Source organism: Cryobacterium sp. TMN-39-2, assembly GCF_004402745.1.
Taxonomy (GTDB): domain Bacteria; phylum Actinomycetota; class Actinomycetes; order Actinomycetales; family Microbacteriaceae; genus Cryobacterium; species Cryobacterium zongtaii.
In genome coordinates, this window is the sequence record NZ_SOFX01000038.1 from 103,393 (window position 1) to 118,719 (window position 15,327).

The window sequence follows — 15,327 nt, forward strand, 5'->3', positions numbered from 1 at the left end:
CCAGTCCGGCGCGGTCGTAAGGGTTGCCTAACCTTACCAGTGCGTTCGCATGCAAAAGCAAGTCGCCTCTGCGTCCGTCGACTCGGCCGGCACGGCGCTGTATCAATCACCTGACACACTTGATACTGTATTGACCACTTGGTACAGAAGGGTGCCGCTCATGGGTCTCATCCCGCTCGTCGTCATCATCGCCGCGTTGGCCCTCGTCTGGCTGGCGGTCGCTCGGCTGCGTTCCACCGAGGCGTTCCGGCGCGTCACCGTGCCGGCCGGTTTGGCGCCCAGCCTGCACTTCGCGCGGCGCGCCTTCCGGCGTCGTGCAGCCCTCGCGACCACGGCGGCCGTTATGGTGGGTGCCCTGGCCGTTGCGGTGGACCACGCGATGCCCGCCGGCTACGACTTGGTTTTCCTCCTGGTCCCCGCCCTGATGAGCCTGGCCGGCCTCCTCGTCATCGCCGCGCTGCCCGGGGTGCCGGTGGCGGAATCCGGTAGTCAACGCAGTGCCGACCTCGCGCCGCGGCACCCCTGGAGCTTCGCACCGGCCTGGGCACGGGTGCTGCCGGCCACTGCCGGGGTGCTGTTGCTCGGCGTGATCGTCGCCTTCGGTCTCACGTCGGAGGCGTCGGAGGACGGCCTGTTCCGCGCCATCCGCATCGACAGCGGCGCCTACAGCAGCACCGCGACCCCGTACCCCGGCTGGTACTACGGCGTGCCCGTGCTGCTCGTCACCGTGGCCCTCGCGATCGCGGCCGCGACGGCACTGGCGCGGGTCGCCGCATCCGCCCGCCCCACCCACACGACACTGCGCGAGGCCGACCTGGTGATGCGACTGCTGATCACCCGGGTGATCGTGAAGCTCACCACCGGCACGTTCATCGTTTATCTGGGCGGGCTGATGTTCATGGGCGGCAGGGCGATGAGCGCGGCGAGCGGGCAGTGGTTCGACGGCAGCTACGCCGAGATCGAACCGTGGTTCACGGTGGCGCTGACCCTGTTCTGCGTCGGGCTCATCGTGGTGGGCATCGGTGTGGCTCTGCTGCTGCTGGCCGTATTGGATGCCGTGACGCCGCCGTTCACCGTGCGCCCTGCGCCCAGCACCCTCCAGCCCGCCGGACCGACCACGCGCGCATGATCACCATCGACGAGGCGAGCCCCACCCCGCCGTTCGAGCAGATCAGGCAGCAGCTCGCCGACGAGATCCTCTCCGGCAACCTCGCGCCCGGCGACAAGCTCGCCTCCGTGCGCCAACTGGCCGGCGACCTGCGGCTCGCCCCCGGAACCGTGGCGCGCGCGTACTCGGAGCTGGAATCCGATGGTCTGCTCGTCTCCAACCGCTCGGGAACCCGGGTGCGCGACGTGACGCCCCTGCCCGCCGAGGCCCGAGCGGCCGCGCGTGAGTACATCGCCGCGCTCGGCGGGCTCACTCTGGCCGACGCCATCCGTGCCGTGCGGGTGGAGTGGACCGACCCGGTGCCGCCGCAAAGGCTTGCACCGGCGCATCCGTCTGCGTAGCGTCGAAGGATGAAAATCGGATACAAGCTGATTGCTGAAAGCTTCGGACCTCAGGAACTTGTTCGCCAAGCCGTGCGCGCCGAACAGGCCGGCTTCGATTTTGTGGAGATGAGCGATCACTTCCACCCCTGGGTGGAGGCCCAGGGCCATTCACCCTTCGTCTGGAATGTGCTCAGCTCCATCGCCGCGAAGACCACCACCCTCGAACTCGCCACGGGCGTCACCTGCCCGAGCGTGCGGTACCACCCGGCCATCATCGCGCAGGCCGCCGCCACCCTGGCGCTTCTCTCCGACGGTCGCTTCACCCTCGGCGTCGGCTCGGGCGAGCGCCTCAACGAGCACATCGTGGGCCGGGGATTCCCCGGCATCCACGAGCGGCACGCCACCTTCAACGAGGCGCTGGACATCATCCGCCTGCTCTGGAAGGGCGGCTTCCAAAAATACGACGGCAAGTACCTCAAGCTCGAAGACGCCCGCATCTACGACCTGCCCGACGTGCTGCCCACCCTGGCCGTCGCGGTGAGCGGGCCCAAATCCGTGGCGCTCGCCGCCGAGCACGGCGACGGCCTGTTCGCCACCGAGCCCAAGGCCGACCTGGTCACCGGCTACCGCGAGGCCGGCGGCACCGGCCCGCTCTACGCCGAGGCGCCGCTCGCCTGGGCGCGCACCGAGCAAGAAGCCGTCACGGCCGCCCACCGCACCAATGCCTGGGCGCTGAGCGGCTGGAAGGTGATGAGCGAGCTGCCGAACCCGGTGAACTTCGAGGCCGCGGCCGCCACCGTGCGCGAGGACGACATCCGCGAGCAGTTCGCCTGCGGCCCCGACGTGGAGCGACACCTCGAGGTGATCGGTGAATTCACCGAGGCCGGCTTCGACCACATCGCCCTCATGAACGCCGGCCCCGACCAAGACGGCTTCTTCGACTTCTTCGAAAACGACCTCCGCCCCCGACTGCTCGACGAAAGCACCCGATGACCACACATGCGCCCCAGGCCGTGCTCTTCGACATCGACGGCACCCTGGTCGACTCCAACTACCTGCACGTCGACGCCTGGCATCAGGCCTTCCAGACTCTCGGCGTCGACGTCGAGGCCTGGCTCATCCACCGCCCCATCGGGCAGGATGCCGGTGAGCTGTTGACCTCGCTGGTGGGGGAGAAGGACGAGGCCTGGATCACCCGCGCCAAAGACCTGCACGCCGAGAACTACAAGGCTCTCGCCCCGAGGCTCAGGCTGCTGCCGGAGGCCCGGTCACTGCTCGAAGCCCTGAACGACTAGGGCATCATCGTGGTGCTCGCCACCTCCGCGCCCGAGGATGAGCTGGAAGTCCTGCTTGATCTGATCAACGCCGACGACGCCATCCATGCCACCACCAGCTCCGACGACGTGGATGTGGCCAAGCCCAACCCCGACATCGTGCGAGTGGCTCTCGACCGTGCCGGTGTCGAAGCCCAGGAGGCCGTCTTCGTCGGCGACTCGGAGTGGGACATCAAGGCCGCGTCCAGCGCGGGTGTGCGCTCGTTCGGGGTGCTCACCGGCGGCATCGCCGGAGAGCTGCTCATACAGGCCGGTGCCGAGAGGGTCTTCGCCGGCCCGGCCGACTTCCTCGACCGGCTCGACGAGATGGGCTGGATCGAATAGGCGGGCTGAATCGATCTCGATGTCACGCCCCTCGCCGTTGGTCGAGCTTGTCGAGACCCCGCGGGCCGACCGCGTTCGCAACCAACGGCCGCCCCGGGCCTGACGGCTACGCGCGCCGAAACGTCATTCGCCAGTTCGTCTCCCACGACAGGCCCGCATCGTTCGAAAACGCCTGCTCCCACGTGGGCTGAAGCCCGGTCGCATCCCAGATGAAGCGCACGCGGATGGGCACTCCCTCCAACACGTCCTCCGCCAGGAAGGTTCCGATACCATCCCTGAACGCTCCGCGCACGGGCGTATCGAGTTGCGTGGGGTTACGTCCGTCGAGCCACCAGATGCTCCACTCGCCATCGGCGACGGAGTAGGAGCGCAGCGCCACCGCATGAAAGTCGCCCGACGGATGCCTAAGGAGGTTGTCCTCGAGGTTGCCGTGGCCACCGAGGATTTTGTTCGTGGAGGAGAGCCCCTCGAATGCCGTCCAGGTGTCGGCGCCGACGAAGATCCCGTCCAAGCGTTCGTGGTGAACGGTCCAGTCGCCGATGACGAAGTCGAAGTCGGACGGCGCGGGGTGGGAAGCGGTGGAGGAGATGAGCGGTCCGTTCAATCGGTGGCGCAGAACTCGGGCAGTGCGACTGCACTATCGCCGGCTGCGACGAGCGGATGCTCGATGGAAACAACCCTTCCAGCAGCGATGGTCCGTAGCTATGGCCAGTTGTGTCAAGGACCGCCGGACCGGTTCCGGTCGAGCCATCGACCGTCCCGTTCTCGTGCCGTTCTGGGGGCGCCAGCCCCGGCCAGGCCCGGGCGCGGGTCAGGGCGAGTAGAAGAGCGACACCACGCCGCCGACGAGCAGCGATCCGAGCGCGATCAGCCCGATCGCCTCACCCCAGCCCAGGCGCATCCGCAGTCGTCGCCCGCGCCTAGCCACCCGGCCCGCGGAAGCGGCCGGCTTCAGCCCGACCGCCACCGCACCGGCATCCGTGCCCGTTGCGACCCGCGGCACCGCCGGCAGCCGGTCATCGCGCCAGCGCTCCCAGCGGCCGATCTTGTCGCTCAGGGCCCCCACGGCGTCGTAGAGTCCCTGCCAAGATTCCGGGTCGAGGGTCACCACGTCGCGGCTGCTCACCAAGAGCAGCCAGTCGTCGATGATCTCCACATCGAATCCGCGCACCCGATCGATCAGGCGGGCCATCACATCCGGAGTAAAGAGGTACAGCGCGTCTCGCTCGTACTCCTCCGGGCAGTACAGGGTGAAGTGGTCGTCGAAGTCGCCCTCGAGAGAGAGTCACTGGGCACTGTCGGGCAGTGCCGCCAGGGCGAACTTTCCGGCCTTTCCGGCCTGGGCGCGCAACAGGATGTGCGGCAGGGGCGTGCTCAGCCGCACGGCGCAGAATCCGCCGAACTGGGCGTTGCTGCTGCCCAGAGTGTCAACCCGCAGCTCGTAATTGGCGAACTCGATCGTGCGTTCCGACGCGGGCCGCATCACCCGCGTGAGCGTGAGAACGCCTCGCGAGGCCCACGGTTTCAGGTGCTTGCCGGAGACCGGCCCGGGCAGGTAACTCAGGCCATTGGCGGTGGCAAACCGGGCCAACCGGTAGTGCCGCTTGGGGGTGTCCCGGCGCTTGAACGTGCGCACGAAGAACCGCGCCATCATGATTCCCACGCTCAGCAGCAGAGCGCCGACGACGACCGGCGCGACGACATCGGCGACGGGTGCGCCTTCGCTGACCACCTCCGTTATGCCGTAGGCCAGGGCGAGGGCTCCGATGGGGACGCAGCCGGTACCGATGAACATGCACACCCGCCGCATGAGCATGAGCGGGTTGCGCACCGACGGGTACCGCGTCGCAAACGTCCGGTAGAACTTTCGCACGTCCCCGCGCTTCACCCGGTCGGTGAGCGCTGCGGTGTGCAGGCTCGTCGTGCTGTATTCCGTTGTGTGCATCCGTCCACCCCACGTGTGCTTCGCTCGGCCACAATCGGCCTACCCGAGACTAGCGCTCAGGCAACGGATGCGGCCGCCCGCCTAGTTATCCGCCCTGGTGGAACATCGAGACCACGCCACCGACCATCAGCAGTGCGAAAGCGATCAGCCCGATCCACGTACCCACGCCCAGGCGCATCCGCAGCCGTCGGCCGCGCTTGGCCACCCGCCCGGATCTCGGGGCAGGCTTCAGCTCGACCGCGGCAGTACCGGCATCCGTGCCCGTTGTCACCCGCGGCACCGCGGGCATCCGGTCGTCCCGCCAGCGCTCCCAGCGGCCGATCTTGTCGCTCAGAGCGCCGACCGCGTCGTAGAGTGCCTGCCAGGCGTCCGGCTCGAGGGTCACCACGTCGCGGCTGCTCACCAGGAACAGCCAGTCGTCGATGATCTCTACATCGAAGCCGCGCACCCGATCAATCAGACGTGCCATCACATCCGGCGTAAAGAGGTAGAGCGCATCCCGCTCGTACTTTTCGGGGCAGTACAGGGTGTAGTAGTCGTTGAAGTCTCCCTCGAGGGAGAGTCGTTGGCTGCTGGCGGGCAGGTCCACCAGTGTGAACCGATCGCCCGGACCGTCCTGGGCGCGCAACAGAATGTGCGGTAGGCGCGTGCTCAGCCGCACAGCGCAGAAGCCGCCGAACTGGGCCGTGCCGGTGCCGGCAACTCCATACCGCAGTTCGTGGTTGGCGAACTCGATCGAGCGCTCCGATACCTCCGATACCGGCCGCATCACCCGGGTGAGCGTGAGAAGGCCGCGCGACGCCCACGGTGTCACGTGCGCGCCGGTGATCGGCCCGGGCTCATAACTCAGTCCGTTGTCGGTCGCAAACCGGGAGAGCCGGTAGTGCCGCTTCGGGGTGCCCCGACGCGTCGAAAAGCGCAAAAAGAACCACCCAAAAAACACGCCTCCACCGATCATGACCAGACCAGTGATGACCATAGATAGGTCGCCTACGACTCGGTCAGCCCTCGCGTTGCTCACCACGAGGACCACGCCCACCGCCAGGAGGGGCACGCCCAAAAAGCCCAGCGCGGCACCGATGAACAGGACCGCCCGCTGCACCTTCAGGAACCGGTTTCGCACCGACGGGTACCGCTCCGCGAACGGCCGGTAGAACGCTCGCACGTCCTTGCGCTTCACCCGATCGGTGAGCGCCGCGGTGTGCAGGCTCGTCGTGCTGTCTATCGTTCGCATCCGTCCACCCCACGCGTGCCCTGTTCGCCAACACTCGGCTCCTACAGAGGGTAGCGGTCGGACGACGGCGGCAAATTCACGCCGTCAGTCGAGCGCGACAGAACCCAGTGCGGGGAAGTTGGGCGGGGTGTAGTCCATGACGGTGAGCGAACGGATCTCCGGCATGTCCCACGCGCCGGGAACCTCAATCTCTTGGGCCGTCGCGTCCGGATCGATCACGGCAATTTCGTAACCGCCCTCGGCGGAACCCCAGTACCCGTCCGCATCCTGAACCAGCGCGTCTTCCTTCAGGTACAGACGCAGGTCTGACGCGTCCCCGGTGTGGAAGTCGTCCAGCAAGACCCAGACGGACCCGTCACTACGGCGCTCAATGTCGACGGTGCCTTCAGTGGCCGTTGCTTGCGAGACGAACTCCCCGCTGAGCGGTAGCTGCTGTTCGAACGCGCTCAGATCCGACGCCTGGTCATCTGCCGAATCTGTCGCAGAGTCGGAGGCGGTAGCCGGTGGCGGCGAGACCGCATCTGCAGTCGATGTGCATCCGCTCAACACCAACGCGACCGGAAGCCCAACCACGCCAACCCATCGAAGTCCCCATGTTCGCCCCATGCTGTTCACCCTAGAGGTCGGTGCCTCCACAGGTACCTTCTGGTGCTGAGATGATCTGAAACTGATACGATCTCTGCATGCACGCATCACTCCCAACCTCGCCCACGGATGCCGCGGCGCAGATCGACTGGACCGCCAACGGCATCGAGACCGAGCTGGGCTGGTCGCTCGCGTTGATGTTCCATGGCTACTCCCGGGCCGGCAGCGTCGCCGTGGCCGATGTGCCCGGCGGCCCCCGCGGCTACCAGGTGCTCGTGGCCATCACGACCGAAGAGCCCACGTCGCAGCTCGCGCTGGCGCACCGGCTCGGCATCGACAAGACCGCCATGACCTACATCATCGATGCCCTCGAGACGGATGCGCTCGTCGAGCGCCGCCCCGATCTGCGCGACCGGCGCATCCGTCAGGTGCACCCCACCGAGGCGGGCCACGCGCTGCTCCGCACGGCCCGCGTGGCGCTCCGCTCGGTCGAAGGCGCCCTGATGGGCGGCCTGTCCGCCGACGAACAAACCCTACTGCGGCAGCTGCTGGCCAAGGCCGCTCTCGGCACCGGCGCCACCGCGGCTTCCCTCCCCGACACCAACTCCGACCTCAATCTTCCGGTGCCCGCCCCGGAGCGATCCCGCCGCCGCCCCCAGCCCACTACAGAAACCGAGACCCGCCCATGACCACATCCGTTCTCGTCGCCGGCGCCACCGGCGACCTCGGTCAGCGCATCGTGCGCGAACTGCTCACCCACGACACCCGCATCCGCGTGCTCACCCGACCGGGCAGCGCCTCGGCCGCCGGCCTCTACGCCGCCAACGACCGCGTCGACATCGTCACGGCCGAGTACACCGACCACGCGGCGCTCACCCAAGCCGTCTCCGCCTCCGACGTTGTCGTGTCGGCCGTGAGCGGCACCCGACCGGTGATCGTGGATGCGCAGCGCGCGCTGCTGGCCGCGGCCGTGGCCGCCGGCGTGCCCCGGTTCATCCCCTCGGACTACTCGTCGGATTACCGCCAGATCGCGCTGGGCACCAACCGCAACTTCGAGCTGCGCCGCGAGTTCGCCGCCGACCTCGACGCGGCCCCGATCAAGGTCACCTCCATTCTCAACGGCGCGTTTGCCGACATGCTCACCGGCACCGCGCCGATGATCGCGTTCGGTCGCCGCAAAGTCATGTACTGGTCCTCGGCCGACCAGATCCTCGACTTCACCACCAAAGACGACGTCGCCCGGGTCGTGGCTCTCGTCGCACTCGACCCCGACGCGCCCCGGGTCGTGGAGATCGCCGGCGACCGGGTCACCGCGCGGAGCGTGGCCCAAACGATGTCGGAGCTGACCGGCACCAAATTCACGCTGCAGTGGGCCGGCACCACCGGCACCCTCTCGGCGATGGCCAAGGGCGTGCGGCGCCTGTCGAAGAGCGAGGATGCGACCTTCCCCGCCTGGCAGGGCATGCAGTACTTCGTGAGCATGTTCAGCGGCCAGGCCCAGCTGCACCACGTCGACAACGACCGCTACGGCGTCCATGCCTGGACAACAGTGCGGGACGTGCTCGCCGCGCACCTGGCAAGCCAGCCTGACGTCGCTGCGGCAGCCGGCAAGTAGGTCCGTCCCTTGCACGCAATGCTTCTGTGAACGAGAGCGGGGGAGCGCGCGAGAACACCCCTAACGGATCAGCCCAGGCTTGAACCGCGGGGAGGCGCCGGGCGGCGCGTACGCAGGTTGATGCGGAACTCGGCGTCTGGCGGAATTCCCTCCAGATCGACCGGAACGACATCGACGTGCCGATCGGACCGTGCCGTCGCGCGTTCCAGCACGCGCTCCTGCACGTCGTCAAGGTCGATTCGCCCGCCGCCTTCCAGCTGCACCACTCGATGAGTGCCCACCACCCGGCCCTCGTCATCAAAGATGGCGAGATCCCGACTGTAGGTCACCTTGGCTTCGCTGCCTGCTCCCGCACTCAGGTCGTGGATCAGGCCGAACGCCGAAGCGGTCACCACGCCGTCGACCTGCAGCTGGAACGTGAGATGGTCCGTCGTGAGCCAGACGTTGTTGTCCGTCTCTTTGTTAGGGTTCGGGATCCCCCAGATTCCGCTGGGAGTATTCACCGTCTCGATATAGGCCAGCGCATATTGCTGACGAAACATTTGGAACCTGTCACCGTCCTGCAGGTGAAGAGAGCTCAATTGGATGTGAGCCAGAATCGGGAGGGTGGGGAACTTCGCCTCGTGCGTGGCCCAACCCAGACCTCCCCGCCGAACCAACCAGACACCGTAGAACACATGGGACATCCGAGGACTCCTTCCGAGGCGTGCCACACCGACACGGCGGAACATAGCGCCGTGGTTTTGTGCGGTCAAGCCCCCGCTTCGACGTAGCTCACGGCACCGAATCGACAGGTTTCTGCTTGCGGATGGGGCGAGACATGACCAACAGCACCACCCCGAGCGCCAGCCACCACAGCATTGCCAGTGGAATCAGCGCCACCGAGCCAAACCAGAAGATCTCAGGCAAGTCGATACTTGCTGCCGTCAGGATCGGACCAGCGACCACCACCACAAGCCGAAGGCCGGTGACGATTCCCAGGACGCACAGCCAGATCGGCAGGGCACGGGAGCGCGCCCCGGCGACACTGATGCCCACGGTCCAGACACAGAGCGTGAGGAGGCTCGCTTGGGCGAAACCGTGGATTCCCAACGTCTGAATGGTGAGGTAGGCGGACTCACCCCAGCTGCTGTTCATTCCGTCGATGTAAAGCAACGGCCCCACCGACAAACGCAACACCCCGTGCATGAAGAGAAACGCCGCCGACAGGACTCCGACCGCGCTCAGGCTTCGGCGCGTGATGCTGCTGGCGCGGGGTGCGAGCGCATCCGAGACGGCGAAACTCGCCACCACGAATGCGAGAGCCATGGTGACAAGTACGACCCCGGCCAGAGGGTAAAACTGAGGGTACTGGCGCAGGTAGTCGAGGCTCACCGCGGGGTTGTCGGTGTCATCGAAGCCGAGCACCGGTGGCAGCAGCTCGAGGGTGAACCAGACGATTCCGCCGAGCCCGGCAATGACCACCGTGATTCCACCGGCACGCAACGCTGCCCGATTGGTGTTCGCGGCGATCCCTGCAGCCGCGGTCCCGCTGTTGTCTTCGTTGGATGCGCGCACGGTGCGTTCCTCTGGGTGGCTCCGCGCTGGCAGTGCTGGCGAACCGGTCACGGATTAGTGATGCCCGGAATGGTACTCGCGAGGTCGGCCGCGCGCATGCGGGCTCAGTCGATTCGGGATGCCGCCGACTGAATGGCCTTGGCGAGGTCGCCGGGGCGGCTCCACATCGGCCAGTGGCCTGTCGGGAGGTCGACGACGTCGAGGTGCTCGAGGTTCGCGACCTCGGCAAACATGGCATGGCCTGCACGGGCCAGCTCCAGCACCTGCGCGCTCGGGAGCGAGCAGCACACCAGGGTGGTCGGGACCATGCGACGGGCGTCGTTCGTGAGCTCGACGGGCTGACGAAGCACGGGGCCGGGCTCAGGCACCGCCCGGGCCCGAAAACGCTCGAGGACCTCTGCGCTGAGACCTTCGAGGCTCGCCTGCTGTGCGAGAACGTCGAACGGCGGCAGCGGAAGCTCCTCCATTCCCTCCGGGAGGTCGGGGGCGTAGACGCTTCCCGGCGCCACTGGGCCGGAATCGACCCACACCACCCGATGGACGAGTTCAGGGTGCCGGTCCAGGACGAGGCTGACGGGGGCGTTTGCGCCACTGTGAGCGACGATGACCGCGGGCCGATCCTCGAACTTCCCGAGTCGAGTGATGGCGTCCAGGATCGCTGCGGCCTGATCGTCGAGGGTCTTCGCCGCACGCTCAGGATCGTCCCCGTCGAGACCGGGCAGAGTGAGCGCGATTGCCCGAGAGAGGTCGGTCTTCAGGTGTTCAAGGACTTCATCCCAAGCCCAAGCGCCGAGCCAGTGACCGGCGATGAGAATGATGGTGGGACTGCTCGATGTAGTTGTCATGTCACTACTCTCGTAGGCACTACCGGCAGGTGTGTGTCACTATTTGTGTCATGAATTTGCTGCGGGCCGAACGGTGAAGCGAACAGAACGACTCCATGCGTTGACCGAGATGCTCCGCCGCAACGGATCGCGGGGTTGCACCGCCGAGCGGCTGGCGAGAGAGTTCGAAGTGTCGGTGCGCACCGTCAAGAGAGACCTCGCTGCGCTAGAGAACAGCGGCGCGCCTCTCTGGTCGCGCCCAGGTCCGGGCGGCGGCTACGGATTGGCCATAGGCGCGTCCCTGCCGCCGGTCAGCCTGTCCCCAGCGCAGGCCGTGGCGCTCATGGCAGCGGTGTCCGCTGCGTCCGATGCCCCCTACGCCGATCTGGCCGCAGCCGGCATCAAGAAGATCCTGGACGTCCTCGATCCCCGAACCCGAGCACGAGCCGACGAGCTGGCCGGCCGAGTGTGGGTCAACGCGCCGCCCTCCGCTTCACGAGCAATCAGATCGGCACTGGAGGAGGCGATGGCCGAGCAGCGAGTACTCCGTCTTCGTTACACATCGGGAGACGGGACCACGACCACACGCGACGTCGAACCCGTGCTCTTCGCCTGCACGAACGGCCAGTGGTACCTGGTCGGGTGGTGCCGACTGCGTGACGCAATGCGATGGTTCACCGTGTCTCGCATCGAACGGGCCAGCGTAACCAAGACGGCCTGCGGCGGCCATTCGATCCAAGAGGTCGGAGAGCCCCCGGCGAGTGCCAGAGCGGTGCACGAGCGGGGCTGAGCAGAGAAGGAGCCACAGGGCGAAAACGACACCCGCGGAAGGAGTGGAGCGGGGACCATCACCAGCCATAGCCGCTCACGGCGAGGTGTTTAGGCGCCGGCTAATAGAGCGAAATATCCCGGAACATGCTGCGAATGGCCGTTGGCGTTCATAGGAGTCACTTCGATGTGTGCCGGCCCGTCGGCGATCAAGTGCCAGTCCGAGTCCGGGAAGGTGTTGTGCCGTTCCTGCGTGCCAAAATGTCCGGGGCGGGGCAGGTTTTCCAGGGCCCTTTGCAACTGCCGTGGCATGCTTCGCCGGGTGGCGCCCAGCTCTTGCAGGTAGGCGAGACTGCTTCCGGGAAAGTTGGTTTCGGCTAGGAATACCCGGCCGTTGTTCCCGACAACGGTGCGTAGGTTGGTAGCCAGGCTGGCTTGCTGGTCTGGTTTTAGCACATGAAAAACTCCGCGAACAAAAACGTTGGCAGGCCCCACCGACTCCAGCAGGTGCTCTCCAGCACCGGGTTCCGTTGCATCCATAGCCAGGAACTCAACGTTGTGGAGGCCTGCGGCTTCCCGCCTCGCTAGCGCGATGGCGCCGACGGATACATCAATGCCGATAGCCCTCGGGAAAAGACCAGCAAGCCAGCGGGTATTGGTTCCGTTGCCACATCCAATGTCGATGACGGGAAGAGCCGGATTGAAATGGCCCAGGACGGAGTCGGTGTACTGCTCGAGCTCGGTCTGGGATCCGGAGTCCCACAGCACGTCTCCCGAACGGCCGGTGGTGCGGATTCCTCGCCAGTACCCGTCCCACGCCGCTGACGGGTCCTTCGGTGCCCGGGAAGTGAGGCGCACTACCGATGGGACAAGTAGCATTTGCTCCCAAAGCTTTGACATGCTCTCACTCTACTGACGGTGCGCGAGACTCCTGAGCCTCCCCAGAACCATCTCGGGCGGTAGCGGGCGGTCATAGAAATAGCCTTGTCCGTATAGGCAACCCATCGTCTGCAGCAGAATCGCCTGTTCGGCGGTCTCAATGCCTTCGACGATCGCCTTCAGGCCCGCCGAGTAAATCAGTTGGAGAATGGCAGCAACGAATTTTTGCTGCTGTGGGTCCGATGCCATGTCCTGAATCAGGGAACGGTCGACTTTGACCGTGTCTGCTGGAAGCGTTCGGAGATAGCTGATGGACGAATAGCCGGTGCCGAAGTCATCAATTTGCAGCCCCACACCGAGATCTCGCAGCTCGCCCAAGACCTGTTCTTCCGCCGTTCCCTTCGACATCAAGACGGTCTCGGTGATCTCCAGAACCAATCGCGGCGGAGCCACATGATTCCTAGCGAGCGTCTCCCTGACATCTTCCAGCAGGTCACGGCGCAGCAGTTCGGCGGCGGAAAGATTGATGTGTAGGCAGAAGTCTGTGAGCTCAGGCTCGGTTTCGCTCCAGCGTCGCAACTGGGCGACTCCTTCGTGAAGCACCCAACGTCCTAATTCCAGGATCAGGCCGGTTTCTTCCGCGATGGGAATGAAGCTATCCGGCATGATGAGTCCGCGCAACGGATGGTGCCACCGAAGGAGGGCTTCGAAACCTATGACTGTTCCTGAGGCCAATTCAACCACCGGCTGGTAACGCAGCGCCAGCTCGCCGCCGGCGACGGCGTTACGAAGCTCGGCTGTGATGCGTGAGCGTTCACGGACAGAGTCGAGCATGTCGGGGTGGAACAGCTGGATGTTGTTGCGGCCATGCGCCTTCGCCTGGTACATGGCGATGTCAGCATCCCGAATCAGCGACTCAGCTGGATGGCCCGGCGTGCCGATACGCACCCCGATGCTGGCCATCGCCCAGACGGTTTCGGTTCCAACCTGCACGCTGTCCTGAAGCTGCGCCGACGCCCGGTGCGCAATATTCAGGACTTCCTCTTCCGTCGCTTCGATGATGAGGATGGCGAACTCATCCCCACCCAGACGTGCCACGGTATCGACGGCCCGTACGGCGCGCTTGAGGCGCCGGGCAACCTCGATCAGTACTGCGTCACCGGCCCCATGGCCCAGAGCGTCATTGACGGCTTTGAAGGAATCCACGTCCAGCACCAGCACAGCCGGGGGTTTTCCACTGTCCGTGCTGGCCAGGATTGCCTCGTTGATTTGCTCGTTGAGCAGGGTCCTATTCGCAAGGCCCGTCAAGTCGTCAGTCTTTGCCATCTGTTCCAGCTCGGCCTGAGTTTGCCGCAGCATGGCGGTACGGTCAGAAACCTGCTGTTCCAGATTCGAGTAGATGTAGCTGAGTTCCTCGGCGAGGAGGTTGACGCCGGTGATCACAGCGTCGATGTCATCCCTCAAGTCAGACGGCTCTATCCGCGCGTCCAGGTCGCCGGCAGCCAACCGGACAACCCCCTCCACCAACTGCTGCAAACGAGGGTCATCGGCGTCGTCTCCCGAGCTCATATCACCCAAAGACGCACTCTGCGCAGCGCTTCTGCACGCTTAGACACCGGCAGTAAGCCATTTCATGGCTTCGCTGCGCGAGGTAAAGAATTTGGTCGGACACGGCGGAATGTGCACACCGAGAAAGAAATTCGCCAAAACTCGGTCAACAGGTGATTTGCCCAGAAGAGCAATGCGCGAGGCGCTGCAGGGAATAGACCACACGGACCTGGCCTCTCGGCTCACCGACCCGACCGCTGCCATATCGACGAGCATGCCCCGACGTTCGTTCCCGCACGCGTCGTTAACTTTCGCCATCGCGAGGTGGGCATCTTCGATCTGAATGTGAGCCCCGGGCTGCCAGCGCAGATGGAGAATTCCATCGACCGTTTCGAGAGTCTCTTTTGCGCCGTCTGCAGCGACCGGACCCATTGCAACGTCCTCCCCCGGGCACGCAGCCGAACCGTTCAGCCACTCCTCAAAGCTACTCGTGTTCAGGTGCTTATCAAATCAATCTCCGACCAATATTCACGGCAGTGTCATCGACGGCGAAGACAGCTTCGCATCGGGCACCAGCCGAGCCTGGGTCGCGTGCCGCTGAAAGGTATCAGCCACGGGGTTGCGTCGCCGGGCCAGGCTCCCCGACGGCGGCTTCGGTACCTGCCCGGCCGCAGCGGGCCGGCCCCCGCCCAGCTCCATTCAGCAGGTCTAAGGTGCAAGCCATAGCCGGCAGAGAGCGTCCGCCGATCGTGGCCCCACGAACCCCCGAAGAGGCAACCTATGGCAGAGAGCGCCCGCCCGGGGCCATGCGCCCAAAGAGCGTTGGCAGCCCTAACCTGCAGGGAGGAGCGTCGGCAGTATCGTCGCGTAACGGAGCAGGAACGCGCGCTCGTCGAGATGCTTGCGCCGGAGCCACCCGGTGACTTCGTTGTTGTGTTTGCTCGCGTTGCAGGACGGGCAGGCGGGAACCACGTTCTCGAGGGTGTACCGGCCGCCCCGAGAAATCGGCATGATGCAGTCACGCTGCAGGGCCGGGCTCTCTGCTTGGCAATATGCACACCCTCCCCAAGCGGCGAGGAGGTCAGCCCACTGTGACGCGGTGAGGTCGTTGTCGACGCGGGCGAGCCGTCGTTGCCGGCGCTTCGCGTAACGCGCACGCGCTGCGGGTGATACGGCTGAGAACTTGCGGCGAGGGGGCACGACTAAACGGTACTCCGGCCGCG

Annotated in this window: 18 protein-coding genes and 1 pseudogene; 7 read left to right on the forward strand and 12 right to left on the reverse strand. The window is 65.8% G+C overall.

What is annotated here, in order from left to right; genetic code table 11:
- Nucleotides 1–160: 160 nt before the first annotated feature.
- From E3O57_RS14410 to E3O57_RS14425, 4 genes and pseudogenes are all read left to right on the forward strand, one after another.
- Nucleotides 161–1,129 (forward strand): hypothetical protein, encoded by a 969-nt coding sequence (locus E3O57_RS14410; RefSeq protein WP_103478627.1) that lies wholly within the window; start codon nucleotides 161–163, stop codon nucleotides 1,127–1,129.
- Nucleotides 1,126–1,509 carry a GntR family transcriptional regulator gene (locus tag E3O57_RS14415; protein ID WP_088456922.1) on the forward strand — a complete coding sequence of 128 codons (384 nt, stop codon included), beginning with the start codon at nucleotides 1,126–1,128 and terminating at the stop codon, nucleotides 1,507–1,509. Before E3O57_RS14410 ends, E3O57_RS14415 begins: the two co-directional genes overlap by 4 nt.
- Before the next feature lie 9 nt (nucleotides 1,510–1,518).
- Nucleotides 1,519–2,484, forward strand: coding sequence for a TIGR03557 family F420-dependent LLM class oxidoreductase (locus tag E3O57_RS14420; protein WP_103478628.1), 966 nt, complete (start codon nucleotides 1,519–1,521; stop codon nucleotides 2,482–2,484).
- A pseudogene (locus E3O57_RS14425) lies at nucleotides 2,481–3,149 on the forward strand (HAD family hydrolase). The gene E3O57_RS14420 and the pseudogene E3O57_RS14425 overlap by 4 nt, the downstream one beginning before the upstream one ends.
- Before the next feature lie 106 nt (nucleotides 3,150–3,255).
- Here the strand turns inward: E3O57_RS14425 and E3O57_RS14430 are convergent.
- The 5 genes from E3O57_RS14430 to E3O57_RS18970 form a co-directional block, all read right to left on the reverse strand.
- Nucleotides 3,256–3,753 carry a hypothetical protein gene (locus tag E3O57_RS14430; protein WP_198415693.1) on the reverse strand — a complete coding sequence of 166 codons (498 nt, stop codon included), beginning with the start codon at nucleotides 3,751–3,753 and terminating at the stop codon, nucleotides 3,256–3,258.
- 207 nt (nucleotides 3,754–3,960) lie between these two features.
- Nucleotides 3,961–4,341: a hypothetical protein gene (locus E3O57_RS14435; protein ID WP_103478629.1), complete on the reverse strand. Its 381-nt coding sequence runs from the start codon at nucleotides 4,339–4,341 to the stop codon at nucleotides 3,961–3,963.
- A 93-nt stretch (nucleotides 4,342–4,434) separates the two neighbouring features.
- The gene (locus tag E3O57_RS14440) at nucleotides 4,435–5,094 is read right to left on the reverse strand and encodes a hypothetical protein (RefSeq protein ID WP_103478630.1); all 660 of its coding nucleotides are present in this window, start codon (nucleotides 5,092–5,094) and stop codon (nucleotides 4,435–4,437) included.
- An 85-nt stretch (nucleotides 5,095–5,179) separates the two neighbouring features.
- Nucleotides 5,180–6,328, reverse strand: coding sequence for a hypothetical protein (locus E3O57_RS14445; RefSeq protein WP_103478631.1), 1,149 nt, complete (start codon nucleotides 6,326–6,328; stop codon nucleotides 5,180–5,182).
- Between the two features lie 84 nt (nucleotides 6,329–6,412).
- Nucleotides 6,413–6,667, reverse strand: coding sequence for a hypothetical protein (locus tag E3O57_RS18970; protein WP_206750291.1), 255 nt, complete (start codon nucleotides 6,665–6,667; stop codon nucleotides 6,413–6,415).
- A gap of 344 nt (nucleotides 6,668–7,011) precedes the next feature.
- Here E3O57_RS18970 and E3O57_RS14455 point away from each other — a divergent pair, with 344 nt between their 5' ends.
- On the forward strand, nucleotides 7,012–7,602 hold the full coding sequence (locus tag E3O57_RS14455) for a MarR family winged helix-turn-helix transcriptional regulator (protein WP_103478633.1): 591 nt from the start codon (nucleotides 7,012–7,014) through the stop codon (nucleotides 7,600–7,602).
- Nucleotides 7,599–8,528, forward strand: a complete 930-nt coding sequence (locus E3O57_RS14460) for an NmrA family NAD(P)-binding protein (RefSeq protein WP_103478634.1) — start codon at nucleotides 7,599–7,601, stop codon at nucleotides 8,526–8,528. Before E3O57_RS14455 ends, E3O57_RS14460 begins: the two co-directional genes overlap by 4 nt.
- A 68-nt stretch (nucleotides 8,529–8,596) precedes the next feature.
- On the opposite strand, the gene E3O57_RS14465 is transcribed toward E3O57_RS14460, so the two are convergent.
- The 3 genes from E3O57_RS14465 to E3O57_RS14475 form a co-directional block, all read right to left on the reverse strand.
- Nucleotides 8,597–9,214 (reverse strand): hypothetical protein, encoded by a 618-nt coding sequence (locus E3O57_RS14465; RefSeq protein WP_103461762.1) that lies wholly within the window; start codon nucleotides 9,212–9,214, stop codon nucleotides 8,597–8,599.
- An 88-nt stretch (nucleotides 9,215–9,302) separates the two neighbouring features.
- On the reverse strand, nucleotides 9,303–10,085 hold the full coding sequence (locus E3O57_RS14470) for a DUF4386 family protein (protein WP_103461761.1): 783 nt from the start codon (nucleotides 10,083–10,085) through the stop codon (nucleotides 9,303–9,305).
- 104 nt (nucleotides 10,086–10,189) lie between these two features.
- Nucleotides 10,190–10,930, reverse strand: a complete 741-nt coding sequence (locus E3O57_RS14475) for an alpha/beta fold hydrolase (RefSeq protein ID WP_103478635.1) — start codon at nucleotides 10,928–10,930, stop codon at nucleotides 10,190–10,192.
- Between the two features lie 73 nt (nucleotides 10,931–11,003).
- On the opposite strand from E3O57_RS14475, the gene E3O57_RS14480 reads away from it, so the two are divergent.
- Nucleotides 11,004–11,699, forward strand: a complete 696-nt coding sequence (locus E3O57_RS14480) for a YafY family protein (protein ID WP_103478636.1) — start codon at nucleotides 11,004–11,006, stop codon at nucleotides 11,697–11,699.
- 89 nt (nucleotides 11,700–11,788) lie between these two features.
- Here the strand turns inward: E3O57_RS14480 and E3O57_RS14485 are convergent, their stop codons facing one another.
- The 4 genes from E3O57_RS14485 to E3O57_RS14500 all read right to left on the reverse strand — a co-directional run bounded on the left by E3O57_RS14485 (nucleotide 11,789) and on the right by E3O57_RS14500 (nucleotide 15,304).
- Nucleotides 11,789–12,577 (reverse strand): class I SAM-dependent methyltransferase, encoded by a 789-nt coding sequence (locus tag E3O57_RS14485; RefSeq protein WP_103478637.1) that lies wholly within the window; start codon nucleotides 12,575–12,577, stop codon nucleotides 11,789–11,791.
- Between the two features lie 9 nt (nucleotides 12,578–12,586).
- Nucleotides 12,587–14,125 carry a bifunctional diguanylate cyclase/phosphodiesterase gene (locus E3O57_RS14490; protein ID WP_103461757.1) on the reverse strand — a complete coding sequence of 513 codons (1,539 nt, stop codon included), beginning with the start codon at nucleotides 14,123–14,125 and terminating at the stop codon, nucleotides 12,587–12,589.
- A 39-nt stretch (nucleotides 14,126–14,164) separates the two neighbouring features.
- Nucleotides 14,165–14,536 (reverse strand): STAS/SEC14 domain-containing protein, encoded by a 372-nt coding sequence (locus E3O57_RS14495; RefSeq protein ID WP_103461756.1) that lies wholly within the window; start codon nucleotides 14,534–14,536, stop codon nucleotides 14,165–14,167.
- Nucleotides 14,537–14,935: 399 nt separating this feature from the next.
- A complete protein-coding gene (locus tag E3O57_RS14500) occupies nucleotides 14,936–15,304 on the reverse strand; it encodes an HNH endonuclease (RefSeq protein WP_103430116.1) in 369 nt (122 codons plus the stop codon).
- Nucleotides 15,305–15,327 lie beyond the last annotated feature (23 nt).